The organism is Devosia sp., assembly GCF_017307565.1.
Classification (GTDB): Bacteria; Pseudomonadota; Alphaproteobacteria; order Rhizobiales; family Devosiaceae; genus Devosia.
Map to the genome: position 1 here is coordinate 1 of NZ_JAFKHD010000362.1, position 25,579 is coordinate 25,579.

Sequence of the window (25,579 nt, forward strand, 5' to 3'; positions counted from 1 at the left end):
CGGCCCGCCAGGCCTCGGTCCACTCGAAGTATTTCGGCGACGACATCTCAAAAATCTGGCCGATCTCCTACGAAGGCCAGTCGGACACCGCTTGCTTTGACAACGCGCTCGAATTCCTCGTGCGCGGCGGCTACCCGCTGCCCCACGCAGCCATGATGCTGATCCCGGAAGCCTGGGCCGGCAATCCGCTGATGGATGAAAAGCGCCGCGCTTTCTACCAGTACCACGCCTCGCTCATGGAACCCTGGGACGGCCCCGCCGCCATGTCCCTGTCGGACGGCCGCTATGTCGTTGCCACCCTCGACCGCAACGGCCTGCGTCCGGCACGCTATCTCGTCACCAAGGAAGGCCATGTGGTCCTCGCCTCGGAATCGGGCGTTCTTACAATTCCCGACGAAGACATCGTCGAGCGCTGGCGCCTGCAACCCGGCCGCATGCTGCTCATCGATCTTGAGCAGGGCCGCATCATCTCCGACGAAGAGATCAAGGCGACCCTTGCGACCGCCAACCCCTATGCCGATTGGCTCGCCCGCACCCAGATCGTTTTGGAAGACCTGCCGGCCGTTGCACCCAAGGCCCCCGAACCGACCGAGGCCCTCCTCGATCGCCTGCAGGCCTTTGGCTATACCCAGGAAGACATCAAGCTCCTGATGGCGCCCATGGCCACCACTGGCCAGGAAGCCGTCGGCTCGATGGGCACGGATACGCCAATCTCGGCGCTCTCCAACAAGTCCAAGCTCCTCTACACCTATTTCAAGCAGAACTTTGCGCAGGTCACGAACCCGCCCATCGATCCGATCCGCGAGGAATCGGTGATGAGCCTCGTCTCCTTCATCGGTCCGCGCCCCAACCTCTTCGATCTCGAAGGTCTGTCCACGGTCAAGCGCCTCGAAGTGCGCCAGCCGATCCTGACCAATGAAGATCTCGAAAAGATCCGCGGCATCGGCGACATCGACACCAACCAGTTCAAGACCAAGACGCTCGACATCACCTACCCCGCCGTAGACGGCGCGGCAGGCATGGAAGCGGCCATTGATGCCCTTTGCCAGGCGGCCGAAGAAGCCGTGCGCGGCGAATACAACATCATCATCCTCTCCGATCGCCTGATCGCAGCGGATCGGTTGGATATCCCGACGCTCCTCGCCCTCGCCGCCGTGCACCACCACCTGATCCGCAAGGGCCTCCGCACCTCGACCGGTCTCGTGGTTGAAACTGGCGAAGCGCGCGAAATCCACCACTTCGCCATGCTGGCCGGCTACGGCGCCGAAGCCATCAACCCCTATCTCGCCTTCGAAGCGCTGCAATCGCTCCATGCCGAAGGCAACTACCCCGAGGAAGTCTCGGCCGACGAAGTCGTCTACCGCTACATCAAGTCGGTCGGTAAGGGCCTCCTCAAGGTCATGTCCAAGATGGGCATTTCCACCTATCAGTCCTATTGCGGCGCCCAGATTTTCGACGCGGTCGGCCTCAATTCCGAATTCGTGAAGAAATATTTCTTCGGCACCGCCACCTCCATCGAAGGCGTCGGCCTCCGTGAAGTGTCCGAGGAAACCGTGCGCCGTCACGCCGAAGCCTTTGGCGACGATGCCGTCCTCAAGAAGTCGCTCGATGTCGGTGGCGAATATGCCTATCGCATCCGCGGCGAAAAGCATGCCTGGAGCCCCGACGTCGTCGCCGACCTCCAGCACGCCGTCCGCACTTTTGAGGAAAGCCCGGAAACCGCGCAGGACCGCTACAACAGCTTTGCCGAGCGCGTGAACTCGGGCGAAAACGGCTACCTCGCCATTCGCCACCTCTTCGACATCAAGCCGCTCGGGCCCTCCGTCCCGCTCGAAGAAGTCGAAAGCGCCGCGACCATCGTCAAGCGCTTCGTCACCGGCGCCATGTCCTTCGGCTCGATCAGCCGCGAGGCGCATACGACGCTGGCCATCGCCATGAACCGGATCGGCGGCAAGTCGAACACCGGCGAAGGCGGCGAAGAGCCCGATCGCTACAAGCCCCTGGCTGACGGTTCGCAGAACCCGCTGCGTTCCGCCATCAAGCAGGTCGCCTCCGGCCGCTTCGGCGTCACCACCGAATATCTGGTCAATTCCGACCAGATCCAGATCAAGGTTGCGCAGGGTGCCAAGCCCGGCGAAGGCGGTCAGCTGCCCGGCCACAAGGTCGACTGGGTCGTCGCCAAGACGCGCCACTCGACCCCCGGCGTCGGCCTCATCTCCCCGCCGCCGCACCACGACATCTACTCGATCGAAGATCTCGCCCAGCTCATCTACGACCTGAAGAACGTCAATGAAGCCGCCGACATCTCCGTAAAACTGGTCTCGGAAATGGGCGTCGGCACGGTTGCGGCCGGCGTTGCCAAGGCACGCGCCGACCACATCACCATCTCCGGCTACGATGGCGGCACGGGCGCTTCGCCCCTGACCTCGCTCAAGCATGCCGGTGGCCCATGGGAAATCGGCCTCGCCGAAACCCATCAAACCCTGGTCCTCAACCGCCTGCGTTCGCGCGTAAAGCTCCAGGTCGACGGTGGCTTGAAGACCGGCCGTGACGTCCTCATCGGTGCCCTGCTCGGTGCCGACGAATTCGGCTTCTCGACCGCGCCGCTGATCGCTGCCGGCTGCATCATGATGCGCAAGTGCCACCTCAACACCTGCCCGGTTGGCGTCGCCACCCAGGACCCGGTGCTGCGCAAGCGCTTCAAGGGCACGCCCGAACACGTCATCAACTACTTCTTCTTCATCGCTGAAGAACTGCGTGGCCTGATGGCTGAAATGGGTGCGCGTACCCTCAACGAGCTGGTCGGCCGCTCCGACCTTCTCGATCAGCGCCGCGCCGAAGGCCAGTGGAAGAGCGAAGGCATCGACCTCGCAAAAGTCTTCTACAAGCCCGAGCCCATTGGTGGCGACACGCTCTATCACTCCGAGAGCCAGAACCATCACCTCGAAGCCGTGCTCGACCGCAAGCTCGTCGAATTGGCCAAGCCCGCCCTTGAATCGGGAAAACCGGTGCAGATCGAACTGCCGATCCGCAGCCGCGACCGCTCGGCCGGCGCCATGCTGTCGGGCGCCCTCGCCAAGAAGTATGGCCATGAAGGCCTGCCCGAGGACACGATCTCGATCACCCTGCGCGGCACCGCCGGCCAGGCCTTTGGCGCCTTCCTTGCCAAGGGCATTTCCATCGACATGATCGGCGACGCCAATGACTATGTCGGCAAGGGACTTTCGGGTGGCCGCATCGTCGTGCGCCCGTCCGACAAGGTCTCCTTCGATCCGACCAGGTCGATCATCGTCGGCAATACCGTGCTCTACGGCGCCATCAAGGGCGAAGCCTATTTCCGCGGTATCGCCGGCGAACGTTTCGCCGTGCGCAATTCGGGTGCCATCGCCGTTGTCGAAGGCACGGGCGACCATGGCTGCGAATATATGACCGGCGGCCTCGTCGTCGTCATCGGCCCCACCGGCCGCAACTTTGCAGCCGGCATGTCTGGCGGCGTGGCCTATGTCCTCGACGAGGACGAGACTTTCCGGTCGCGCTGCAACCTCGCCATGGTCGATCTCGAACCGGTGCAGGAAGAAGAAGAATTGATGCAGAAGCTCCACCACCACGGTGGGGATCTCGAATGGCATGGCCGCGTCGACATTTCGGGCGACATGACCAAGCACGACGACGAGCGCCTGCACCAGCTCATCTCCAACCACCTGCACTATACCGGCTCGACCAAGGCCAAGGAGATCCTCGACAACTGGGTCGAGATGCGCCCGAAATTCGTGAAGGTCATGCCGGTTGAATATCGCCGTGCCATCCTCGAGATGGAACGCAAGCGCTCATCCGGCGCACACGTGGCCGCGGAATGACAGTTTTCCATCACGGGGTTGTATCAACCCACCGGGTCATTCCCGCGAAAGCGGGAATCTCCCTTCATCACCGCGACATAGATTCCCGCTTTCGCGGGAATGACGCGGTGAACTTGAGCAGTGAAGTGATTGGCCCGCAGTTGAGGCAGGTACGAAATGGGTAAGGTAACAGGCTTTCTCGAGATCGAACGCGAAGAACCGCGCTACGAACCGGCTTCCGACCGCATCCGTCACTTCGGCGAATTCACCATCCCGATGACCGAAGGTCGCATCGTCGACCAGGCGGCGCGCTGCATGGATTGCGGCATTCCGTTCTGCCACGGCGATACCGGCTGCCCGGTCCACAACCAGATCCCGGACTGGAACGACCTCGTCTACAACAACGATTGGGAAGAGGCTGCGCGCAACCTCCACTCGACCAACAATTTCCCGGAATTCACCGGCCGCATCTGCCCCGCCCCGTGCGAGGAAGCCTGCACGCTGAACCTGGAAGACACCCCGGTCGCCATCAAGACCGTGGAACAGGCCATTGCCGACAAGGCGATCCGCGCCGGTTGGGTCAAGCCGCAGCTGCCCAAGGCCAAGACCGGCAAGAAGGTCGCCGTCGTCGGCGGCGGTCCCGCCGGCATGGCTGCGGCCCAGCAGCTCGCCCGCGCTGGTCACGAAGTTCACCTCTTCGAGCGTGAGCCCAAGGCCGGTGGTCTCCTCCGCTACGGCATTCCCGACTTCAAGATGGAGAAGGAACACATCGACTTCCGCGTCTCCCAGATGGAAGCCGAGGGCGTCACCTTCCACTATGGCGCCAATATCGGCGTCAACGTCCCGCTCTCCGACCTGCAGCGCGACCACGACGCCGTGCTGCTCTGCGGCGGCTCGGAACGTCCGCGTGAAGTCGACGTCGAAGGCCAAGAGTTCAATGGCGTCCACTACGCCATGCCCTTCCTCGTGCAGCAGAACCGTCGCGTCGGCTACGAAGACGTTTCCCACGAAGTCCAGCTCACCGCCGCCGGCAAGCATGTCGTCGTCGTCGGTGGTGGCGATACGGCTTCCGACTGCGTCGGTACCTCGTTCCGTCAGGGCGCCATCGCCGTGACCCAGCTCGACGTTCGCCCGATGCCGCCCGAGCTCGAAAACAAGATGACCAACTGGCCCAACTGGGCGGTCAAGATGCGCACCTCGTCCTCCCAGGCCGAAGGCGCCATCCGCGAGTTTTCTGCTGGCACCATGAAGATCATCGTCAATGCCGTAGCCGACGTCATCGGCGTCGAATGCGCCCGCGTCGATCGCAAGCGCCAGCCGATCCCCGGCTCGGAATTCATCATCAAGGCCGACCTCGTGCTCCTCGCCATCGGCTTTGCCGGCCCGGTGCATGACGGCATGCTGACCGAACTCGGCGCCGACTACGACAAGCGCGGCAACCTGTTTGCCGACACCATGACCTACCGCACCACCCAGCCCAAGGTTTACGCCGCCGGCGATATGCGTCGCGGCCAGTCGCTCGTCGTCTGGGCCATCCGCGAAGGCCGCCAGGCCGCCCGCTCGATCGACTTCGATCTGATGGGCAAGACGGACCTGCCGAGGTAACACCCCCGTCACCCTCGGGCTCGACCCGAGGGCGTTACACTGAAAATAGCAGCAGCAAGCACGACACCTCCGAACCCCACTCGGAGGTGTCGCCGTTCTGTGACCAATTCGCCCAACCGCTACCCTCGATGCCAACAGTCTGCTAACAGTCTCGCGCTTGCGCTACTCGGACTCGCCATGACCCAAAAGCCCTACGTCGTCGACGAACTCATCTCCGCCAAGGCCATCGCCGCTCGCGTCGAAGCCCTCGCCAAAGAGATTTCGACCCACTTCGCCGACACAGACAAACTCGTCGTCGTCGGACTTTTGCGCGGCTCCTTCATCTTCATCGCCGACCTCGTGCGAGAACTCGACCTGCCCGTCGAAGTCGATTTCCTCGAAGCCTCTTCTTATGGAAATTCCATGGAATCGAGCCGGGAAGTGCGCATCCTCAAAGACCTCCGCGGCGAGATCGCCGGGCGCGATGTCCTTGTTGTAGAAGACATTATCGACACCGGACACACGCTCAAGCACGTCCTCGAAATCCTCGAAACGCGCCATCCCCGCCGCATGGAAGTCTGCGCTCTCCTGAGCAAACCAAGCCGCCGCGAAACCGATATCGAAGCCAAATGGCTGGGCTTTGAAATCCCCGATCGCTTCGTTGTCGGCTACGGCATCGACTACGCCCAGCGCAATCGCAACCTCCCCCACATCGGCGCCGTCCGCTTCACCGAAGAAAATTAATCCCCGCTCGGGATTAAACACTTATCATAGGTGTTCTTCTCTTTGCGGGCGCATCAAGCGCCCGCCAAGAGGAGACAAATCATGATCCTGCGTTCGCTTCTCGCCGGTGCAGCGGCCCTCGCCCTCATCGTCGCCCCGACCTTTGCGGCCGACTATCTCGGCGGCGCGGTCAAATCCACCGACATCAGCGGCAAGATGGTGCTGACCGATGCCAATGGCATGACCCTCTACATCTTCGACAAGGACGCCGCCGGCGTCTCCAATTGCTACGGCGACTGCGCCGTAAAATGGCCGCCGCTGATGGCCGATGCCGCAGCCAAGGCGGACGGTGACTTCACCATCGTCGACCGCACCGACGGCACCAAGATGTGGGCCTATAAGACCAAGCCGCTTTACTACTGGTATGAAGATACCGCAGCCGGTGACGTCAAGGGTGACGGCGTCGGTGGTGTCTGGCATCTTGCCATCGAATAATCCAGAGGCGCCCTTTGGTCGATGTTCTGCATGAGATCGAGGCCGCCGTGCCGGCCCTCAGGCGTTATGCGCGTGCGCTGACGCGCGACCTCGATCGTGCCGACGATCTCGTCCAGGATTGCCTTGAACGCGCCATTGCCAGACGCGGGCTGTTCCGCCCCAAGGGGCCCATCCGCGCCTGGCTTTTCACCATTCTGGTCAATGTTCACCGCAACAACCTGCGCGGCGCCCGCCGTCGCGGCGACATGGTGGACCTCGAAGCCATCCCCGAACCGTCGGTGCCGGCACCGCAGCCGGGGCATCTGGCGCTGGCCGAACTCGACCGCGCCATTGGCGCCCTGCCGCTCGAACAAAAGGAGGCCCTGCTGCTGGTTACCCTGGAAGGCCTGCCCTATGCGGAAGCTGCAAGCATTTTGGATATTCCGCTCGGCACACTGATGAGCCGCCTTGGCCGCGCCCGCGCGACACTGAAGACGCTGACCGGCGCACCCTCCGAACCGCATTTGAGAACCGTCAAATGAGTGCTGTGACCCGCGACACATTGATGGCCTATGTCGATGGCGGCCTGCCCCCTGCCGAGCGCACACGCGTCGAAGCCTATCTTGCCGAGACCCCGGAAGCCGCAGCCGATATCGCGCTGATGCAGCGCCAGACCGACGCTATCCGCACCCTCTACGGCCCAGTTGCCGCCGAGCCAGTCCCCGCACACCTTTCCGTTGACACTCTTGCCCGGAAGGCAGAAGGCGCTCGCCGCCGCACGTGGATGAACCTTGCCGCCGCTCTGGTTCTGCTCGCTGTGGGCCTTGGGGGCGGCTGGATGCTGCGCGGCCAAAGCGACACCCCCAATATTGCCGACCGGCTGATCGCCGAGGCCGTCAGCGCACATACGGTCTTCGTCGCTGAAAAGCGCCACGCCGTCGAGGTCGCCGGCAACGATAGCGAACACCTCTCGAGCTGGCTGTCCAACCGGTTGCAGACCAACCTCGCCATGCCTGATCTCAGTGCCCAGGGCCTCGATTTCCTCGGCGGGCGTCTGCTACCAGCCCCGGAAGTCCCCGGTGGCCGCGCCGCCCAGCTCATGTACGAAGACGCCTCCGGCGCGCGCTTGACCCTCTATGTCACCCCGTCGCCCGGCCCCAACGCGCCGCGCTATGAACTCGCCAATCTCGGGCTCGATACGGCTCTGTTCTGGGCCGACAATGTCATCAGCTGCACCATCACGGCGCCCTACTCGGCCGAAAAGCTGCAAGCCATCGCCCACACGGTTTTTGCGCAGCTAAACCCGACCATGCCCGCCTACGAAAGCTAGTCTCGGACTGTCTGAAAACAAAGAGGGCGCGGCAGAGATCTTCTGCCGCGCCCTTGTTTCTGGGCACCTGACACGCCGTGCGAAACCCTCAGGCCGTCGCGGCGACCTGCCCGACATCCTCGATTTCGCGCCATCGCAGGCACGCCACGAGCCGGCCGCCTTCCAGCGTTTCGAGCGGCGGACGCTGCTGCGCACACTGCTCCTTGGCGAAACGGCAACGGGTGCGGAAAGTGCAGCCCGACGGCGGATTGATCGGCGAGGGAATTTCGCCCTTTAGTGCGTCGATATTGCGTTGTCGCGCCAGTTTTGGATCGGGGATCGGCACCGCAGTCAGCAGCGCCCTGGTATAGGGGTGCTTGGGCTGATCATAGATTTCGTCGCCGGTGGCGAGCTCGACGATACGGCCGAGATAGAGCACCAGGATACGATCGGAAACGTGCCGCACAACCGAAAGATTGTGCGAGATGAAGATCAGCGTCAGCCCGAACTCGTCCTTGAGTTCGGCAAGCAGATTGAGAATCTGCGCCTGGATCGACACGTCGAGCGCCGAAACCGGCTCGTCGCAGACGATGAGCTTGGGCTCGGTGATCAGTGCCCGGGCGATGCCGATGCGCTGCGCCTGGCCGCCCGAAAACTCGTGCGGATAGCGGTTGATCATTTCCGGCAGGAGACCCACGGCCTCCATGATCTTCACGACCCGCGCCCGGCGCTCTTCCTTCTTGAGCTCGGGTTTGAGCGTGCGCAGCGGGTCTTCGATGATCTCGCCCACAGTCATGCGCGGATTGAGCGAAGCCAACGGATCCTGGAAGATGATCTGCAGGTCAGCGCGGCGCTTGCGCATCTCTTCGGCCGGCAGCTTGGTCAGATCCTGGCCGAGCCACAGCACCTGCCCCTCATCGGGCGAGAGCAATTGCAGGATACAGCGACCAAGGGTCGACTTGCCGCAGCCGCTTTCGCCCACGATCCCGAGCGTTTCGCCCTTCTTGACTGAGAAATTGATGTTTTCCAGCGCCGTCAGGGTCAAGGAGCGGGCGAACAGTCCGGTCGAGATCGAGAACGTCTTCTTGAGATCCTTGATCTCGATGAGATTGGTTTGGGTCTCGATCATCACGCGACCTTTCCATAAGTCATCGGGCCCTCATAGAAACAGGCCTTCTCGCGCCCGTTTTCGGTGGCCACCAGCGGCGGCCGCTCTTCGAGGCACCGGTCGAAACAGAAGCTGCAACGCGGATTGAACGAGCAGCCCTTGGGCAGGTGTTCAAGGCTCGGCGGCAGACCCTGGATCGGGTCGAGCCGCGCGGCGCGATGGGCGATGTGCGGCGTCGAATGGAGCAGCCGCGCCGCCTTCCTCGACCGGGTCATGCCCGAGCCGTGCCCTTTTCGACCGCGCGCCCGCCATACATGACCATCATGCGATCGGCGACACCGGCAACCACACCCAGATCATGCGTGATGATCACGAGCGAGGTCCCAAAATCGTCGGTGAGCGACTTGAAGAGGTCGAGCATCTGCGCCTGAACCGTCACGTCAAGCGCCGTGGTCGGCTCATCGGCAATGAGGATCTTGGGCTGGCACAACAGCGCCATGGCGATCATCACGCGCTGGCGCATGCCGCCTGACATTTCGTGCGGGAAAGCGTTGGCGCGCTTGACCGGTTCAGGAATACCGACGCGCTCCAGCATTTCGACGGCAGCGCGCTCGGCCTTGGCCTTGTCAAAGCCGCGGTGCTTGACCAGCACTTCGGAGAGCTGGGTCTTCACCTTGAGGCTGGGATTGAGCGAGGTCATCGGATCCTGGAAGATCATCGCGATGTCCTTGCCGCGGATGCGGTCGAGGCGCGACTTTTCCATGCCGACGAGATTGATATCGCCCATCATGGCCTTGCCCGAGGTCCGGCCGTTCTTTGCCAGAAGCCCCATGATCGAGAGGAAGGCCTGGCTCTTGCCCGAACCGCTCTCGCCCACCACGGCCAAGGTTTCCCCGGCCTCGAGCGAGAAGTTGATATTGTTGACCGCACGCACCTCGCTCTCATGCAGAGCGAAGGTAACGCTGAGGTCCTCTACGGAAAGAACTTTGGTCATCAGCGATCCTTGGGGTCGAGCGCGTCGCGCAGGCCGTCACCGATATAGGTGAGGCAGAAGAGCAGAGTTACCAGCACAACCGCCGGCGCCAGAAGCAGCCAGGGCATGACTTCGGCAACCGGAGCACCGGCCGAAATCAGCGTACCGAGCGAAGTCTGCGGTTCCTGCACGCCAAGGCCGAGATAGGAGAGGAAGCTCTCGGCGATGATGATTTCAGGAATGGTCAGCGTCGCGTAGATCACCACCGGCCCGGTAAGGTTGGGCACGATGTGACGCATGATGATGGTGAAGGGCTTTGCCCCGCCCGCACGCGCAGCCTCGACGAATTCCTTTTCCTTGATGGAAAGGGTCTGCCCACGCACGATGCGTGCCATGGTCAGCCATTCGATGGCACCGATGCCGACGAAAAGCAGCACCGGATTGCGGCCGAACATCACGACGAGAATGATGACGAAGAGGATGTAGGGCAGCGCATACATGATGTCGACGATGCGCATCATGATGGCGTCGACCCGACCGCCGAAATAACCGGCGACGGCGCCATAGACGACACCGATGGAGACCGAAACGAAGGTGGCAACCGCCGCCACGATCAGGCTCATTTGCGTGCCTTGCAGCACGCGGGCAAGCATGTCGCGACCGTTCTGGTCGGTGCCGAAATAGTGGCCCGTATCAAAATTCGGCGGCTTGCGGATCTGGCCCCAATCCACCTGGGAATAGCCCCAGGTGACGAAATAGGGGCCGATGAAGGCGACAAGCACGATGGCCACGAGCACGAAGATCGACAGCACGGCCATCTTGTTGCGGACGAGGCGCCGCACGGCGTCCTGGGTCAGCGAACGGCCCTTGGGTGCATCGAGGGTAGCGAGCTTGTTGGCGTAGGCCGTGAGGACCTGGTCTTTTCCGGTAATGCCGGCCATCAGCGATACCTCACCTTGGGGTCGAGCCAGGCGTAAACGAGGTCGACGATGAGGTTCAGAGCGAGAATGATGAACATGTAAAGAATGGTCGTTCCCAGAACGACGCCATAGTCGCGGTTGAGCGCGGCCGTGACGAAATATTTGCCGATCCCCGGCAGGCCAAAAATCTGTTCGACGGCCAGCGAGCCGGTGAGCAGATAGGAAAGGCCAGGTCCGAGATACGAGACGACAGGGAGGAGTGCGGGCTTGATCGCGTGGCGCGACAGCACCAGACGTTCACCGAGACCCTTCGAGCGCGCTGTGCGCACATAATTGGTCCCGAGCACTTCGATCATCGACCCGCGCATCAGGCGCGAGATACGCCCGGCATGTGGCCAGGCCAGCACCGTTACCGGCAGGATGAGATGCATGAGACTGCCATTGACCCAGCCACCTGCCGGCACCCACTTGAGGTAGACGCCGAACCACAGCTGCAGCAGCGCCGCCATGAGGAAGTTGGGAATGAGCACGCCGATCATCACGGCAAGCACCAACACGTAGTCGGGCCACTTGTTCTGGTAGACGGCGGCGACCATGCCCGCGAGCATGCCGATGGCCGTCGCGATCACGAAGGCGCAGAGCGCCATGGTGAGGGTGAAGGGGAAACCGATGGCGATGAGCTGGCTCACATTGAAGCCGTCGATCACCATGGACGGACCTAGGTCACCATGCAGTAGGCGCCAAACATAGATGAAGTACTGCACAACCAGGGGCTGATCGAGATTGTAGTGTGCCCTGAGGTTCGCAAGCACGGTTGGCGGCAAAGCGCGCTCACCGTCGAAAGGGCCACCCGGCGCCAGGCGCAAGATGAAAAAACAGACTGTCACGGCGATCAGTGCAATCGGAATAGCCGAAAGCACGCGCCGAAAGGCATAGGACAACATATGTCATGAACTCCTTGGCCGGAGCGCCGAAAACGGAAGGGCCGGGGGGCGCTGCACAGCAAAAGAACCGTGGGGGCTCAAGGCCCCCACGATCAGTTTTTTCCGTTTATTCCGACTTCGAGAGCCAGCGGGTACGGAAGATGTTCTTGGCGTTCTCTTCGAAGCCCGAGATCTTCGGCGAGACGACGTCCTTGGACACGTACCAGTAGATCGGGATCGCAGCGAATTCGTCCATGGCGATCTTTTCGGCCTGAGCGAGGAGTTCACCGCGGGCCTTGAGGTCGAGTTCGGTCGAAGCCTGAACCATGAGCTTGTCGTATTCGGCGTTGGAATAACGACCGTAGTTGTTGCCCCAGTTCATCGTGCCGTCCTGGCTGATGCCAGTCTTGAGCAGGTCGAGCGTGTTGGACGGATCGTTGTAGTCGAGCAGCCAGCCGGCACGGCCGACCTGGAAGTCGCCAGCGCGCAGCGCGTCGTAGTGCACGGCGGTTTCGGCGTTGAACAGCTCAACCTTGACGCCAAGCGGCTCCCACATCGCGGCGATCGCCACGGCGATACGCTGGTGGTTGTCGTTGGTGTTGTAGCGCAGCTGCAGGGTCAGCGGCTTGTCGGGGCCGTAACCGGCTTCGGTCATCAGTTCCTTGGCGTGAGCAACGCGGTCTTCATAGGGAACGGAAGCCCATTCCGGCTGATAGGCGTTTTCAACATAGTTGTTGGTGCCCGGGGGAACCCAGCCATAAGCCGGCAGTTCGCCGGTGCCCAGGATATCGGGCCCGATGACTTCGCGCACGACGGTGGTCGAGAGCGCTTCGCGGATGCGGGCGTCGGAGAGGACCTGGCCCTCTTCCTGGTTCATCACGTAGTAGTAGACGCCGAGGAACGGCACCACGTGTGCCTGGCCCGGCATATTGTCCTGCAGCCACTGGTACTGGTCGGCCGGGAAGTCGGTCAGAATGTCGAATTCACCAGCGCGGTAGCGGTTGAGGGCAGCAGCCTGATCTTCGAGAACGTGGTAGAATACCTCGTCGATCTGGACGTTGGCCGCGTCATAGTAGCCCGGGTTCTTTTCCGAGCGGACATAGGAGCCCGGCAGCCATTCCTTGATCAGGTACGGGCCATTGCCAACGATGTTCTCGACCTTGGTCCAGTTGTCGCCCAGCTTCTCGACGAGATGCTTCGGCACCGGATAGGCGGTGTAGTGGGTCAGCGCATCGAGGAAGAACGGGGTCGAAGCTTCGAGGGTGATCTCGACCGTCTTGTCGTCGATGGCCTTGACGCCGAGCTCGTTGAGATCGGTGATCTCGCCCGAGTTGATCTTTTCCGAGTTCTTGATCGGGAACTGCAGGTAGGCATAGTCAGCCGCCGTCGCCGGATTGAACAGGCGCTGGAAGGCGAAGACGAAGTCGCCGGCGGTAACGGGGGTGCCGTCCGACCACTGAATGCCGTCACGCAGGTGGAAGGTGTAGACGGTGCCGTCTTCCGAAATGTCCCAGCTTTCGGCCTGGCCCGGAATGGCTTCGGCCTTGGCGTTTTCGGTCAGCAGGCCTTCAATGTAGTCGCCGATGACGCGGTTTTCCCAGTCGCCCGAGGCCTTGTGCGGGTCCAGCGTGCCCGGATCGCCGCCGTTGTGCATCTGCAATGTCACGGCGGAAGCAGCCGTCGACATCATCAGCGCCATCGCGCCGGCAGTCGCAATTGCCTTGAAAGCTGTGGTGAACTTCATTCTCGTCCCATCTCCTTGTGGAATTCTTGAGTTCGCTGGTCCGCATGTTTGCCCATGCGGCTCCACCCCTCACGCAAAGGGTTTTGTCCCTTCGGTCAAGATTGCTGGACGGTATCTTGCAAAAGCGTCCACTGACAAGCAAAACCTTGACCTAAGCGTAAACGTGAGACCTTTTGTTGACATCCTGGAAGCCATGGCAAGGCATTCCACAGCGCAATAGTTTTGCGGCAGGCCGTTCCTAAAACCGACCATCGGACGCAAAGACACTGCTACCGGCTGGCAGCAGTGTCCTAAACTATCCTTGGGGCGAATTGGCGCAGGCCGTTAGCCGATAAGGCCGGCCTGTTGCGCGACATAAATTGCCAGCGCCAGAGCCAGAAGCACGGCGAAAGGCAGCCAGTTCGGCATCGGGCCTCTGGGCGGGCGGGCTTTTGGCGGCTCGGGTTGTTTCTCGGGCCGCCGGAATTTCAGGACATTGTCACTCATGCCGCACTTTCTACCAGCGCAGCGACGCCCATGCCACCCGCTGTGCAGACAGAAATCAGCGCTCTCTTGTTTGCCTGCTGAGACAGCAGCTTTGCGGTAACGCCGAGAATGCGCGCGCCGGTGGCCGCAAAGGGGTGCCCGTAGGCAAGGCTCGAGCCCTTCACATTGATCTTGGCCGGATCAATTTCCCCAAGCACACTGTCACGGCCGAGAACGTCCTTGCAGTAGGCCGGGTCCTTCCAGGCTTTCAGCGTGCACAGCACCTGCGCCGCGAAAGCCTCGTGCAGTTCAAAATAATCGATGTCGGCAAAGCCGAGCCCTGCACGGGCGAGCATTTCGGATACGGCGATGGTAGGCGCCATGAGCAGGCCTTCGCCATGGGCGAAGTCATTGCCGGCCACGCGACCAACCGTGAGGTAGGCGAGGATCGGCAGTCCGCGGGTCTTGGCCCATTCCTCGCTTGCGAGCAGCACGCTCGAAGCGCCATCGGTCAGCGGCGTCGAATTGCCTGCCGTCAACGTGCCATGGCCCGACGTCTTGTCGAAGGCCGGTTTCAGCGTCGACATCTTGTCGAGATTGCTGTCGGCCCGGACATTGTTGTCGCGCACGAGACCCGCGCACTGGACGAGAAGGTCATCGTGAAAACCCTCGTCATAGGCCTTGGCGGCATTCTGGTGGCTGGCCACCGCCAGCTCGTCCTGTGCCCGGCGCGAAATGCCCCATTCGCGGGCCATCAATTCGCAATGCTGACCCATGGACATGCCAGTACGCGGCTCGTTGACTGAGGGTGCCACCGGCGTCAGCTCGCCAAAGGAAAAACCCTTGGTCAGTGTCTTGAATTTTTCGCCGCCAGTCTTGGCAGCATTGGCCGCGAGCAGACGATGCTGGAATTTCGTCCCGAAGACGATTGGACTATCCGACACCGTGTCGGAGCCTGCAGCAATGCCGCTATCGATCTGCCCCGAGGCAATCTTGCCCGCCAGCGCCAGCGCCGCCTGCAGGCCCGTGCCGCAAACGATCTGCAGCGTCGTGCCCGGCGTGCGCGGCGACAGCCCCGCATCGAGCAACGCTTCGCGAGCAATATTGAAATCACGCGAATGGTTGATCACCGCACCGGCAACTACCTCATCCACCTTTTCGCCCTTGAGGCCGTACTTGTCGGCGAGCCCGCCAAGGGTCGTCGCCAGCATGGAAAGATTGGTTTCATCCGCATAGGCCGTGCCACCGCGGGCGAAGGGAATGCGGGCCGAACCGACAATGGCAACGCGCTTGAGTTCAGTCATTTTCTTTCCCCCCTTACGCACGACCATCGGCGCGAGCCCGCATCGGCCCGCCGAGGAATGGGGCAAAGCCCGTGCCCATGATGACGCCGATATCGGCAAGGTCAGCATTGGCGACGACGCCCTCGCCCACCACCACTTCGGTCATGTCGACCAGCGGCTTTACGAGCTCACGACCCAAGGCCACGAGATCGCCGTTGGGCGGTACCGATCCCTTCACGGCCTTGCCGTTCTCCCACTTATAGAAACCCTCATTTGTCTTGCGGCCCAGCTTACCCTCGGCGATCAACCGGGCAAACTTGCTGTCATCCGGGACCGAATGACCCAGTTCGGTCGCCACCGACTTGCCGACATCGAGCCCGACCGTATCCATCAGTTCGATCGGCCCCATGGGCATGCCAAAGGCCATCGCCGCCGCATCAAGCAATTCCTTGCTCTCGCCTCGCTCGACCCGTTCAACGGCGCCGAGCATGTAGGGCATCAGCACACGATTGACCAAGAAGCCCGGCGCAGACTTCACGACCACTGGCGACTTGCCGATGGCTAGAGCAAAACTCGCGCCCTTGCCGATCGCCTCATCGGAATTGAATTTAGATTTGATCACCTCAACCAGCGGCAGCTGCGCCACCGGGTTGAAGAAGTGCAGGCCTATCAAACGTCCCGGTTCCTTCAGCGCTTCTGCAATACGCTCCAATTCGATGGACGACGTGTTGGTCGCAAGGATCGCGCCCGGCTTGAGTTTGCCTTCCACGCCGGAAAAGATCGACTGCTTCACTTCGAGCTTTTCGACCACCGCCTCGATGATCACATCGGCCCGCGGCACGCCATTGCCCTGTGGGTCAGCGGTCAGCCGCAGCATGGCGGCATCGACTTCGCGCTTTTTCTTGTAGCGCTTCTGGAACAGTTTCTTGGCCCGATCGAGCGCCGGCTGAATGCGCGCCATATCGAGGTCCTGCAGCGTGACGCTCATGCCGCGATAGGCGCACCAGGCGGCGATATCGCCACCCATCACGCCCGCGCCGATGACATGTACCCGCGAAAACTTCGCGCCCTTCAGTCCCTGCTTCTTCAGCCCTTCGGACATGAAGAACACGCGCCGCAAATTCGTGGCCGTCGGCGAACCCATCAACGGCACGAAGGCATCAACCTCGTGGCGAACCATGGCCTGCCAGTCATTGCCGTGCTGCTCAAAAAGCTCGATCAGCGCATAGGGCGCGGGGTAATTGACCCGGTTTGCCTTCTTGCCGACCTCTTCGCGCATCTTGTTGGCGACATAGTCGCGCAGAAGCGGCCCGGCCATCGCGCGCTTCACGAAACCGGCCGGCTGAGACTTGCGATTCTGCAAAACGGCCTTGCGACCTTCCCAGCGCAGCATGTCGCGATGCCTGACGAGCTTGTCGACAAGATTGAGCCCCCGCGCCGCGCCAGCCTTCAGCATCTTGCCGGTGAGCATGATCTGCATGGCGTCGACCGGCCCAGCCTGACGAATGGAACGCCCCGTCCCGCCAAAGCCCGGGAAAATCCCGAGATTGACCTCGGGGAAACCGATGCGGGTTTTGTCGTCGTTGACCGCGATGCGATAGTGGCAGGCGAGCGCCAGTTCGAGCCCACCGCCGAGGCAGAACCCGTGAATGCCGGCAACCACCGGAATCTTCAGGTTCTCGATCCGCGAAAACAGCGCATGCGTCCGCCGCAGCGCCTCGGGCAGCACCGAAAAATCGCTCATGGCGTCGAATTCGGACACGTCGGCCCCGGCAATGAACCCGCTCTCCTTGCCCGAGAGCAGCACCACGCCAACCAGTTCTTTGCTGTTAGCCAGGTCCTCGAACCGCGCCACCAGCGTTTCGAGTTCCATGATGGCTTCACGGCTCAGCGTATTCACCGAACCTTCGGGGGAATTGATCGTGAGCCAGCCGATATTCTCGATATCGGTGTGGAAGCTCCAGTGCTTCGTTTCGGTTGCCTGTGGGACGATCATGCTTGCTCCTCGGTGTTCCCTGTCGATCCGCCGGCTTCTTATTCGGCTGCCGCGCGCGACTCGGTATGCTTCAACACGTCCTTGTCGAAATCATCGACATGCACTGCCCGTTCCGTCGCTTCGTCCGCCGCCCGCATGATGCCGGCTTCATTGTCATTGATGACCCCCGCCTTGACCGCATCGACAATGGCATCGCGATCGAGCCGCCGTTCGAACACGCCGCGGCGCGACGCCTTGATGAACCGGGCCTCGATATCCTCGGCCTCCGTCACCTTGATGAAGGCATCTTCGAGAACGCCTGTGACATCATTAGGGTCCGTCGTGACATAAACGCCGGTGGTCAGGCGATCGCGGAACGCCCCCGGCCTCAGCACGGCCCGCACGAAGCGATAATTGACCCGGTCGCTGGCGCGCTTGGCATGTCGCCCCAGCGGGAAGCAGAGGAACCGCATGGTCCAGGCAAAGAAGGGATTGGGGAAGTTGTCGAACACTTCGCCAAAGCTCTTTTCGATGGACGCGATCCGGTCGGCCATGATGGCCTCAACCAGTTCCTTGTCCTCGGCAATCCGCCCCTCCTCGTCGAAACGCTTCAGCGTCGCCGACATCAGATAGAGATCGCCCAAGAGGTCAGCCATGCGGCCCGAAAGCTTCTGCTTGCGCTTCAACGCCCCGCCCAGAACCACAGTGGTCCAATCGGCCACCAGCGCAAAATCCTGCGAATAGCGATGGAGTTTGCGATACCACCCCGCCATCGGTCCATCATTGGGCGATGAGGCAAAAGCGCCATTGGTGAGGCCATGGAGGAAGCTCGCCACAATATTGCGCAGCATGAAGGCTGTGTGCCCGCCAAAGGCCTTGTCGAAGGCATCAATACCAGCCTTGCGATCCTTGTTTTGGGCCGCATCGACTTCCTTGAGCAGGTAGGGATGTGCGCGCAAAACGCCCTGCGCAAAGGTCATCAGCGTACGCGTCAGGATATTTGCGCCTTCGACGGTGATCGCTACCGGCAGCGCCTGATAGGCACCAAAGAGGTAATTGCCTGGGCCATCCTGAATGGCGCGGCCACCCTGGATATCGAAAGCATCGTCCATGCTATCGCGCATGGCTTCGGTCGTCGTGTATTTCAGCAGACCCGCGATTACAGCCGGACGCTGGCCCTCATCGACCATCGACGCGGTCAGGCGCCGCGCCGCCTCGAAACTGTAGGCGCGCTTGACCATTTCGCCCAGCGGCTCGGCCACGCCTTCCATGATCCCGACCGGGATACCAAACTGCCGACGCACACGGGCATAGGCCGAAGTCGCGCGCAGCGTTGCCTTGATCGAGATCGAACCGATAGCCGGCAGCGAAATGGCACGGCCCGTCGCGAGGCACTCCATCAGCATGCGCCAACCCTGGCCGGCATATTCCGTGCCGCCGATCAGATAATCGATCGGCACGAACATTTCCTTGCCGCGCACCGGGCCATTCATGAAGGCCTGACGTGCAGGATAGTGGCGACGACCGATATCAAGCCCCGGATGATCGCTCGGAATAAGCGCCAGCGTAATACCGATATCCTCACCGCGGCCGAGCAGATTGTCCGGGTCCTTGAGAATGAACGCGAGGCCCACCAGCGTCGCGATCGGCGCAAGCGTAATATAGCGCTTGTCGAAGGTCAGTTTGACGCCGAGCACTTCCTGCCCGTTCCACATGCCCTTCTGCACAATGCCGATATCGCGCATGCCGCCGGCATCCGAACCCGAATGCACGCCCGTCAGCGCAAAGCAGGGAATGTCCTGACCCGTCGCGAGGCGATGCAGGTACTTTTCCTTCTGCGCCGGCGTACCGTATTTTTCGAGCAGCTCACCCGGCCCGAGCGAATTGGGCACCATGACGGTAATGCCCGCTGCGACCGACCGGCTGGCGATCTTCGACACGATCATCGACTGCGCCTGCGCGGTGAAACCAAGGCCACCATGCTCCTTGCCGATGAGCATGCCCAGAAAGCCCTTGTCGCGCAGGAACTGCCAGAGTTCGGGCGACAGGTCCGCGCGGTTGTGGCGAATATCCCAGTCGTCGATCATCTTGCAGGCGGTTTCTGTCTCGTTGTCGAGAAAGGCCTGCTCTTCCGCCGACAGCGTCAGCGGCCGGATTTTGGTCAGCTTGTCCCAGTCAGGCCGGCCAGAAAACAGTTCCGCATCCCAACCCACCGTACCGGCATCGAGCGCTTCCTGCTCCGTGCGACTCACTTTGGGCAGGATGGATTTCACGGCCCCAAAGATCGGCGTGATCAGCACGGCCTTGCGCAGCGGCTCAAGGCTCAGCGCCAGCAAGATGATGCCGATTACAATAAGCACCCAGCTGCCGAAACCCAGCCCATAGGTCGCGCCGCTCGAGGCAAAATTGACGCCCGACACGAGGCCGATAATGACCGCCGCGATGCCCCACTGCCAGAGCGGGCTTTCGCGCATGGCGAGCGTTGCAAATACCGCAATAGCGACAACGAAAAGCAATAGGGTCACTGCACTGTCCTCCTCGGACGGCGCGACACCAAGATTGGAGGCGTCGCCCGCCATGCCAAACCGCCGGACCGGTTTTCGCGACACCGCGAACCAGCCCTCATGCCTCACGCCATCCTAGACCATGGCGGAGCATTTGTTGACCGCACTCTAACAAGGTTTACGTAAACGTCAACCAAGCGTCGTTTGCGTTCACTTACAACAACCCCGTCTCTGTGTGCCGCGTCATCTCCTCCACAGCGGCACCAAATCTTGGGCAGTTGTTTGACGCTAACGTAAAGGCGTGAAATAATTCCTTCCAAGTGCTGGGCGAGACAAGCCAAGCGGCAGCGGGAAAACCCGGCGGCCAGCACCAAAAGGAGGAAAGCAAGGCATGTCGACCGACACCCATTCGCCCGATCGCGTCCGTCCCTGGATCGCCAGCTATCCTGAAGGGATCGAGTGGCAGACCGATATCGACACGCCCCCGGTACACGAACAGGTTCTGGCTGCCTGCGCCCGCAATCCCTCCGCTGTCGCGCTCGATTTCCTCGGCGGCACCACCACTTTCGGCGAACTGGCCAAGAAAATCGTCGCCTTTGCCGGCGCCCTTCAGTCACAATATGGCGTGAAGAAGGGCAGCCGCGTCGCGCTCATGCTGCCCAATACCCCCTTCTACCCCATTGCCTATTATGGTGTGCTCCGGGCCGGCGGTACGGTGGTCAATTGCAACCCGCTCTATACTGTCCCCGAACTCAGCCACATCACCAAGAATGCCGGCGCCGACATTCTGATCACGCTTGATCTCAAGCAGATTTTTGAGAAGGCCGAGGCGCTGCTCGCTGCCGGCCATGTCAAATCGCTGGTTGTCTGCCATTTCCCCGACGCGCTGCCGCTGGCGAAGAAGGTTCTCTACTCGCTCTTCAAGCGCAAGGACCTGCTTAATCCCACACGCTCGGTGCACGCCGCCAATATCAGCAAGTTCGACGTGCTGATCTCGGCCAATGCGACGCCCAGCGCGATCCATATCGACCCCAAGGTCGATATAGCCGTGCAGCAATATACCGGCGGCACCACTGGCGTCCCGAAGGGGGCCCTGCTGACCCACGCCAATATCGCGGCCAATATGAGCCAGATCGACAAATGGGGCTGCGGGCTCTTCTATCCGCCCTCAAAGGTCGTCGCGGTCCTGCCCTTCTTCCACATCTTCGCTATGACCGTCTGCATGAACGTGCCGCTCTGCAATGGCACCCAGGTGGTCATGTTGCCGCGCTTCGAATTGAAGGCGTTGCTGGACTTGCTCCTGCGCACCAAGGCCAATGTGCTGCCCGCCGTGCCGACCCTGCTCAATGCCATTGCGCGCGCCGACACAGCCACATCGGAACATCTCGCGAGCCTCGAGGTCGCCATTTCAGGCGGCGCGGCGCTGCCCGATGAAGTCCGCAGCGCCTTTGGTAAAAAGTCGAAAGCCATCCTGGCCGAGGGGTATGGCCTCACCGAAGCCTCGCCCGTCGTCTGTTGCGCCGCCCTGCGCGTTGCCTCCAAGCCCATGTCCATCGGCCTGCCCCTGCCCGGCACCGATATTCGCTTTGTCGATGTCGACACCAAGAAAGAGGCCGGCATCGGCGAAAACGGCGAGTTGCAGGTCAAGGGCGCCCAGGTCATGCCAGGCTACTACAACAATCCTGAAGCTACGGCGGAAGCCTTTGAAGACGGCTGGCTGCGTACGGGCGATGTCGGCCATGTCGATGAAGATGGCTACGTCTTCCTCGTCGACCGCATCAAGGACCTCATCATCTGTTCCGGCTTCAACGTCTATCCGCGCACCATCGAGGAAGCGCTGATGACCCATGAGGCCGTCGAGGAAACCAACGTCATCGGCGTGCCCGACGACTATCGCGGCGAGGCCCCCGTCGCTTACGTGAAACTCCGCGAAGGCAAGAGTGCCAGCGAGGCTGACCTCAAGCATTTCCTGGGCGAAAAGCTCAACAAGATCGAGATGCCCAAGGAAATCATCTTCAAGGACGCGCTGCCCAAGACGCTGATCGGCAAGCTCAGCAAGAAAGAGCTGCGCGAGGAATATGCCCAGCAGAAAGCCAGGAAGCAGTGACGTCCCCCGACATCGAGGCCCCGGACCTCTATTCCATCGCCGATCTCGCCCGCGAGTTCGGCATTTCGACCCGGGCCATCCGCTTCTATGAGAGCAAGGGCCTGATTGCGCCAGAGCGCCTCGGCGCCACCCGCGTCTTCCGCCGCCGCGACCGCGCCCGGCTGATCCTGATACTGCGTGGCAAGCGGCTCGGCTTTTCGCTGCGGGACATTTCCGACTATCTGGCGCTCTATGACGCCGATCGTGGCCAACAGGTAAACTTGCTCGCCGAAAAAGTGGACGAGCGTTTAGAATTGCTTGAACAACAATTGGCTGACCTGCAAACCACGATTGCCGAACTGCAAGAAATCCGCAAACTTGCGCGAGATCGAGTCTCCCCTGCGAGTTAGGCCATGTCAGAATTGTTCGCGTCCCTGACAGACGGTACCGGCCATCCCAATCGCTGGCCCTGCGCCATGCTGGTCTGCAGCCAGACCGAGGCGCGCCGCAATGGCCTCGAATGGGCCCCGAGCCACATCATTTCTATCTATGGACCGGAAAGCCGCTATCTCGGCCTGCCCGACTTTGATCAGACTAAGCAGCTCCATGCCCGCTTCGAGGATGTTGCTGATCCCGCCGCCCCCGGCGCGCCAACCCGCACCCATATCGACGAGATCATGACTTTCGTTGACGGTCTCCCCAAGGATGCACGCCTGATGATCCACTGCCTGCAAGGCAGCACCAGAGGCGCCGCCACCGCGCTGGGCATCCTCGCGCGCTACCTGCCCGCCGACAAAGCCGGCCAAACCATTTTCAAGACTTTTCCCAATGTTGCCCCGAGCCCGCTCGTTATTGCACTCTGGGACAAGACGCTGGGTCTCGACAGCAAGCTGATCAAGGCCGGCCGCAAGTTCCCAACCTCCGGACTAAGGCGCGCCGTGGCGTAACGGCAGTCGCCAGCCCTCCCTCGCCCCGCCTCACGTCGTCCCCACAAACGCATCCATGTCTTCAAGCCGCGCCGCCTCCTGCGCCGGCTTGTCCCATCTGATCCTGCTTATGCGCGGAAATCGCAGCGCCACGCCGGATTTGTGCCGGCCACTCTTTTGCGCCGAGTCGAACGCCACCTCGAAAACCAGCTCCTTCTTCACCTCGCGCACCGGCCCAAAGCTGGCCGTCGTGTTGGCGCGGATCCACTTGTCGAGCTGCTTCAACTCTTCATCGGTAAAGCCGAAATAGGCTTTTCCGATCGGCACGATCTCGTTCCCCTTCCAGACGCCAAAAGTGTAGTCCGAATAATAAGAGCTGCGCTTGCCATGCCCGCGCTGCGCATACATCAGCACCGCATCCACCACATTGGGATCGCGCTTCCACTTGAACCAGAACCCTTTTGGTCGCCCCGGCACATAGGGCGCAGTCCTGAGCTTGATCATTACCCCTTCATGGCCGTGTTCATCGGCACCCTGCCGGCGCAGCCGCCCCAGATCTTCCCAGCTATCAAACGGCAGCACCTCGGACAGGTCCATCCGCGTCTGCGGATTGTTGGCAAACCACGCCTCCAGCCGCGCGCGCCGTCCCTCCCAGCCCAACTCCCGGATATCCTCATCGCCATCGAAGAGCATGTCATAGACCCGCACAAAGGCCGGCAATTCCTGCATCTGCTTGGCCTGAGCCACCTTGCGGTTCAGCCGCTGTTGCAGGTCATTGAAACTCCTGGCATCGAAATCGTGCCCGACGAGCAATTCGCCGTCGAGCACTGCGCGGCCCATGACCTTATCGACCACATCGGGAAACGAGCCGCTGATCTCGTCGCCGGTGCGCGAAAACATCGACACGCCCTGCGGACCCATGACGATCTGAACCCGAATACCATCCCATTTCCACTCGGCCGAAAAGTCCTTGGGATCGAGCTTTTCGAAATCCTTGTCCTCGATGGGGTTGGACAGCATCAGCGGATGAAACCGCGCCGCATTGTCGATATCGGGCCGCCTCGCCTTGCCTTCGAGCCAGGCAAAGAGATTGGCGTAGGGCGGCTCCAGCCCATGCCAAACCTCCTCGATGTTCTGAAGCTCAACCCCGCTCATTTCCGCCAGCGCAGTCTTTGCCAACCTTGCCGAAACCCCGACGCGCAGCGCCCCCGTCGCCAGTTTGACCAGTGCCCAGCGCTCGTGAATGGCGGCCTGGCTCAACAGCCTGGAAATCACCCTGGGCAGTTCCGCCTTGCTGGTGTGATTGAGCAGATCGACGAGGTAAGAAAGCCTCGGCAATTCCCCCTCTTCCCTGTGCGGCCAGATCAGCGCAATGGTCTCTCCGAGATCGCCGACATAGTCATAGCTTAGCCTGAACAGCGTTTCGTCGACCTCGGCCAGCACCGTCTCGCGCAACAGCGCTGGCTTCACATTGCGAATATCCATCTCGCCGGTAAGCACCGCCAGAGCGATGCCGCGATCCGGATCCGGCACCTCGACAAAATACCGCTTCAGCGCCTCCAGCTTTCGCGTGCGCGATGGCGTCAGGGCAAGCAGTTCCAGAAGATCGGCGAAGCGCTTCATTCTCCGCCCTCCCCGCCATCATCATCGAGCCCTGGCAGCGCCAGTGGTTCCGCATTGAGCCCCTGCTTCTTGCACCAATAGACCAGCGCATCCTCGCGCCCATGCGTCACCCACACGGTCTCGGCGCCGCTTTCGAGGATCGAGACATTGAGCTCGCCCCAGTCGCAATGGTCCGAAATCACGAGCGGCAGTTCTACCAGCGCCTGTCTTGCGCGCTGTTTCACGCTCATCCAGCCAGACGCCTGACACACGACCGGATCAGGGAAACGCCGGCTCCAGAGGTCGCGAATGGAAGAAGGTGGCGCGATGACGATCTGCCCCATCATCTCTGCCTTCGGCATGCCTGTCGCCGGCAGTAATTCTCCAAGTTCTACGCCAAGCGACTGATAGAGCTCGCAAAGCCTGATCATGGCACCATGAAGATAAATCGGCCTGTCCCATCCCGCATCGCGCAAAAGCGCAATCACCCGCTGCGCCTTCCCTAAGGCATAGCAGCCGATGAGATGGCTTCGCTCCGGCTGCGCCGCGACTGATTTCAAGAGCCGCGCAATTTCATCCTTGGGGTCAGGGTGCTGGAACACCGGCAGTCCAAACGTCGCCTCGGTAATCAGCAGGTCACATGCCACCGGCTCATAGGGCTGCGCCGTACGGTCCCGCAGCCGCTTGTAGTCACCGGTCACAACCGCTCGCTGCCCCTCCGCCTCTATAAGGACCTGCGCCGAACCCAGAATATGACCCGCAGGAAAGAAGGTGACTGTCGCCCCCTCCATTTGCAGCGGATCGTGAAAATCCAGCGCCTGAAAGCGCCCGGCGCAATCCTCACCGTAGCGCACCTTCATGATCTCGATCGTATGAGGCGTCGCCAGCACGGCGCCATGTCCCGACCGCGCATGGTCGGCATGGCCATGGGTAATGATTGCCCGCGCCTTGGGCTCGGGCGGATCGATCCAGGCGTCGATCTCAGGAACGTAGAGGTTGCGGTCGATGATGAAGCCCATGATCCCCTCAACGCTGGCTCGGCCCGGGCGGTTCATCCCCCAGCAGCAATCATCATCCCGCGGAGAATGGGTTGTCATTCGGGCCGCACTGTTACAAACCCAATGGAAAAGAGGAGCAAGACATG

General features: G+C 61.6%; 21 protein-coding genes. 9 read left to right on the top strand and 12 right to left on the bottom strand.

Going from position 1 to position 25,579, the window contains the following annotated elements; genetic code table 11:
- The 6 genes from gltB to J0I64_RS15030 all read left to right on the top strand — a co-directional run.
- Positions 1-3,857 (top strand): glutamate synthase large subunit (gltB, locus tag J0I64_RS15005; RefSeq protein WP_291409661.1); only part of this gene is annotated, 3,857 nt, incomplete at its 5' end.
- Positions 3,858-4,013: 156 nt separating this feature from the next.
- Positions 4,014-5,441 (top strand): glutamate synthase subunit beta, encoded by a 1,428-nt coding sequence (locus J0I64_RS15010; protein WP_291409662.1) that lies wholly within the window; start codon positions 4,014-4,016, stop codon positions 5,439-5,441.
- A 177-nt stretch (positions 5,442-5,618) separates the two neighbouring features.
- Positions 5,619-6,164 carry a hypoxanthine phosphoribosyltransferase gene (gene hpt / locus J0I64_RS15015; RefSeq protein WP_291409663.1) on the top strand — a complete coding sequence of 182 codons (546 nt, stop codon included), beginning with the start codon at positions 5,619-5,621 and terminating at the stop codon, positions 6,162-6,164.
- Between the two features lie 87 nt (positions 6,165-6,251).
- A complete protein-coding gene (locus J0I64_RS15020) occupies positions 6,252-6,638 on the top strand; it encodes a hypothetical protein (protein ID WP_291409695.1) in 387 nt (128 codons plus the stop codon).
- 14 nt (positions 6,639-6,652) lie between these two features.
- A complete protein-coding gene (locus tag J0I64_RS15025) occupies positions 6,653-7,159 on the top strand; it encodes a sigma-70 family RNA polymerase sigma factor (RefSeq protein ID WP_291409665.1) in 507 nt (168 codons plus the stop codon).
- On the top strand, positions 7,156-7,947 hold the full coding sequence (locus J0I64_RS15030) for an anti-sigma factor (RefSeq protein ID WP_291409667.1): 792 nt from the start codon (positions 7,156-7,158) through the stop codon (positions 7,945-7,947). The genes J0I64_RS15025 and J0I64_RS15030 overlap by 4 nt, the downstream gene beginning before the upstream one ends.
- Before the next feature lie 88 nt (positions 7,948-8,035).
- Here the strand turns inward: J0I64_RS15030 and J0I64_RS15035 are convergent, their stop codons facing one another.
- The 10 genes from J0I64_RS15035 to J0I64_RS15080 form a co-directional block, all read right to left on the bottom strand.
- Positions 8,036-9,055, bottom strand: a complete 1,020-nt coding sequence (locus tag J0I64_RS15035) for an ABC transporter ATP-binding protein (RefSeq protein ID WP_291409668.1) — start codon at positions 9,053-9,055, stop codon at positions 8,036-8,038.
- The gene (locus tag J0I64_RS15040; RefSeq protein WP_291409669.1) at positions 9,055-9,309 is read right to left on the bottom strand and encodes an oligopeptide/dipeptide ABC transporter ATP-binding protein; all 255 of its coding nucleotides are present in this window, start codon (positions 9,307-9,309) and stop codon (positions 9,055-9,057) included. Before J0I64_RS15040 ends, J0I64_RS15035 begins: the two co-directional genes overlap by 1 nt.
- Positions 9,306-10,028: an ABC transporter ATP-binding protein gene (locus J0I64_RS15045; RefSeq protein ID WP_291409670.1), complete on the bottom strand. Its 723-nt coding sequence runs from the start codon at positions 10,026-10,028 to the stop codon at positions 9,306-9,308. Before J0I64_RS15045 ends, J0I64_RS15040 begins: the two co-directional genes overlap by 4 nt.
- The gene (locus J0I64_RS15050) at positions 10,028-10,948 is read right to left on the bottom strand and encodes an ABC transporter permease (protein ID WP_291409672.1); all 921 of its coding nucleotides are present in this window, start codon (positions 10,946-10,948) and stop codon (positions 10,028-10,030) included. The genes J0I64_RS15045 and J0I64_RS15050 overlap by 1 nt, the downstream gene beginning before the upstream one ends.
- On the bottom strand, positions 10,948-11,871 hold the full coding sequence (locus J0I64_RS15055; RefSeq protein WP_291409673.1) for an ABC transporter permease: 924 nt from the start codon (positions 11,869-11,871) through the stop codon (positions 10,948-10,950). The genes J0I64_RS15050 and J0I64_RS15055 overlap by 1 nt, the downstream gene beginning before the upstream one ends.
- 106 nt (positions 11,872-11,977) lie before the next feature.
- The gene (locus tag J0I64_RS15060) at positions 11,978-13,594 is read right to left on the bottom strand and encodes a peptide ABC transporter substrate-binding protein (RefSeq protein ID WP_291409675.1); all 1,617 of its coding nucleotides are present in this window, start codon (positions 13,592-13,594) and stop codon (positions 11,978-11,980) included.
- Positions 13,595-13,918: 324 nt separating this feature from the next.
- Complete coding sequence (locus tag J0I64_RS15065) at positions 13,919-14,080, bottom strand: hypothetical protein (protein WP_291409677.1); 162 nt, start codon at positions 14,078-14,080, stop codon at positions 13,919-13,921.
- Positions 14,077-15,363, bottom strand: coding sequence for an acetyl-CoA C-acetyltransferase (locus tag J0I64_RS15070; RefSeq protein ID WP_291409679.1), 1,287 nt, complete (start codon positions 15,361-15,363; stop codon positions 14,077-14,079). Before J0I64_RS15070 ends, J0I64_RS15065 begins: the two co-directional genes overlap by 4 nt.
- 13 nt (positions 15,364-15,376) lie before the next feature.
- The gene (locus J0I64_RS15075) at positions 15,377-17,338 is read right to left on the bottom strand and encodes a 3-hydroxyacyl-CoA dehydrogenase NAD-binding domain-containing protein (RefSeq protein WP_291409681.1); all 1,962 of its coding nucleotides are present in this window, start codon (positions 17,336-17,338) and stop codon (positions 15,377-15,379) included.
- Between the two features lie 38 nt (positions 17,339-17,376).
- Positions 17,377-19,896: an acyl-CoA dehydrogenase gene (locus J0I64_RS15080; RefSeq protein WP_291409683.1), complete on the bottom strand. Its 2,520-nt coding sequence runs from the start codon at positions 19,894-19,896 to the stop codon at positions 17,377-17,379.
- 316 nt (positions 19,897-20,212) lie between these two features.
- Here J0I64_RS15080 and J0I64_RS15085 point away from each other — a divergent pair, with 316 nt between their 5' ends.
- From J0I64_RS15085 to J0I64_RS15095, 3 genes are read left to right on the top strand one after another with little or no spacing between them, the layout of a single operon-like run.
- Complete coding sequence (locus J0I64_RS15085; RefSeq protein ID WP_291409685.1) at positions 20,213-21,928, top strand: long-chain fatty acid--CoA ligase; 1,716 nt, start codon at positions 20,213-20,215, stop codon at positions 21,926-21,928.
- A complete protein-coding gene (locus J0I64_RS15090; RefSeq protein WP_291409687.1) occupies positions 21,925-22,317 on the top strand; it encodes a MerR family DNA-binding transcriptional regulator in 393 nt (130 codons plus the stop codon). The genes J0I64_RS15085 and J0I64_RS15090 overlap by 4 nt, the downstream gene beginning before the upstream one ends.
- 3 nt (positions 22,318-22,320) lie before the next feature.
- Entirely contained in the window at positions 22,321-22,854 is a 534-nt protein-coding gene (locus tag J0I64_RS15095; RefSeq protein ID WP_291409689.1) for a phosphatase, read from the top strand.
- 30 nt (positions 22,855-22,884) lie between these two features.
- On the opposite strand, the gene J0I64_RS15100 is transcribed toward J0I64_RS15095, so the two are convergent.
- The gene (locus J0I64_RS15100) at positions 22,885-24,456 is read right to left on the bottom strand and encodes a cisplatin damage response ATP-dependent DNA ligase (RefSeq protein WP_291409691.1); all 1,572 of its coding nucleotides are present in this window, start codon (positions 24,454-24,456) and stop codon (positions 22,885-22,887) included.
- Complete coding sequence (locus J0I64_RS15105) at positions 24,453-25,454, bottom strand: ligase-associated DNA damage response exonuclease (protein WP_291409693.1); 1,002 nt, start codon at positions 25,452-25,454, stop codon at positions 24,453-24,455. The genes J0I64_RS15100 and J0I64_RS15105 overlap by 4 nt, the downstream gene beginning before the upstream one ends.
- Positions 25,455-25,579: the final 125 nt, after the last annotated feature.

Coding starts and splice junctions, on each gene's coding strand:
- J0I64_RS15065 (WP_291409677.1), bottom strand. CDS start 14,080: ATGAGTGACAATGTCCTGAAATTCCGGCGGCCCGAGAAACAACCCGAG.
- J0I64_RS15075 (WP_291409681.1), bottom strand. CDS start 17,338: ATGATCGTCCCACAGGCAACCGAAACGAAGCACTGGAGCTTCCACACC.
- J0I64_RS15060 (WP_291409675.1), bottom strand. CDS start 13,594: ATGAAGTTCACCACAGCTTTCAAGGCAATTGCGACTGCCGGCGCGATG.
- J0I64_RS15085 (WP_291409685.1), top strand. CDS start 20,213: ATGTCGACCGACACCCATTCGCCCGATCGCGTCCGTCCCTGGATCGCC.
- J0I64_RS15095 (WP_291409689.1), top strand. CDS start 22,321: ATGTCAGAATTGTTCGCGTCCCTGACAGACGGTACCGGCCATCCCAAT.
- J0I64_RS15030 (WP_291409667.1), top strand. CDS start 7,156: ATGAGTGCTGTGACCCGCGACACATTGATGGCCTATGTCGATGGCGGC.
- J0I64_RS15035 (WP_291409668.1), bottom strand. CDS start 9,055: ATGATCGAGACCCAAACCAATCTCATCGAGATCAAGGATCTCAAGAAG.
- J0I64_RS15055 (WP_291409673.1), bottom strand. CDS start 11,871: ATGTTGTCCTATGCCTTTCGGCGCGTGCTTTCGGCTATTCCGATTGCA.
- J0I64_RS15105 (WP_291409693.1), bottom strand. CDS start 25,454: ATGGGCTTCATCATCGACCGCAACCTCTACGTTCCTGAGATCGACGCC.
- J0I64_RS15040 (WP_291409669.1), bottom strand. CDS start 9,309: ATGACCCGGTCGAGGAAGGCGGCGCGGCTGCTCCATTCGACGCCGCAC.
- J0I64_RS15010 (WP_291409662.1), top strand. CDS start 4,014: ATGGGTAAGGTAACAGGCTTTCTCGAGATCGAACGCGAAGAACCGCGC.
- J0I64_RS15050 (WP_291409672.1), bottom strand. CDS start 10,948: ATGGCCGGCATTACCGGAAAAGACCAGGTCCTCACGGCCTACGCCAAC.
- J0I64_RS15070 (WP_291409679.1), bottom strand. CDS start 15,363: ATGACTGAACTCAAGCGCGTTGCCATTGTCGGTTCGGCCCGCATTCCC.
- J0I64_RS15080 (WP_291409683.1), bottom strand. CDS start 19,896: ATGGCGGGCGACGCCTCCAATCTTGGTGTCGCGCCGTCCGAGGAGGAC.
- hpt (WP_291409663.1), top strand. CDS start 5,619: ATGACCCAAAAGCCCTACGTCGTCGACGAACTCATCTCCGCCAAGGCC.
- J0I64_RS15100 (WP_291409691.1), bottom strand. CDS start 24,456: ATGAAGCGCTTCGCCGATCTTCTGGAACTGCTTGCCCTGACGCCATCG.
- J0I64_RS15045 (WP_291409670.1), bottom strand. CDS start 10,028: ATGACCAAAGTTCTTTCCGTAGAGGACCTCAGCGTTACCTTCGCTCTG.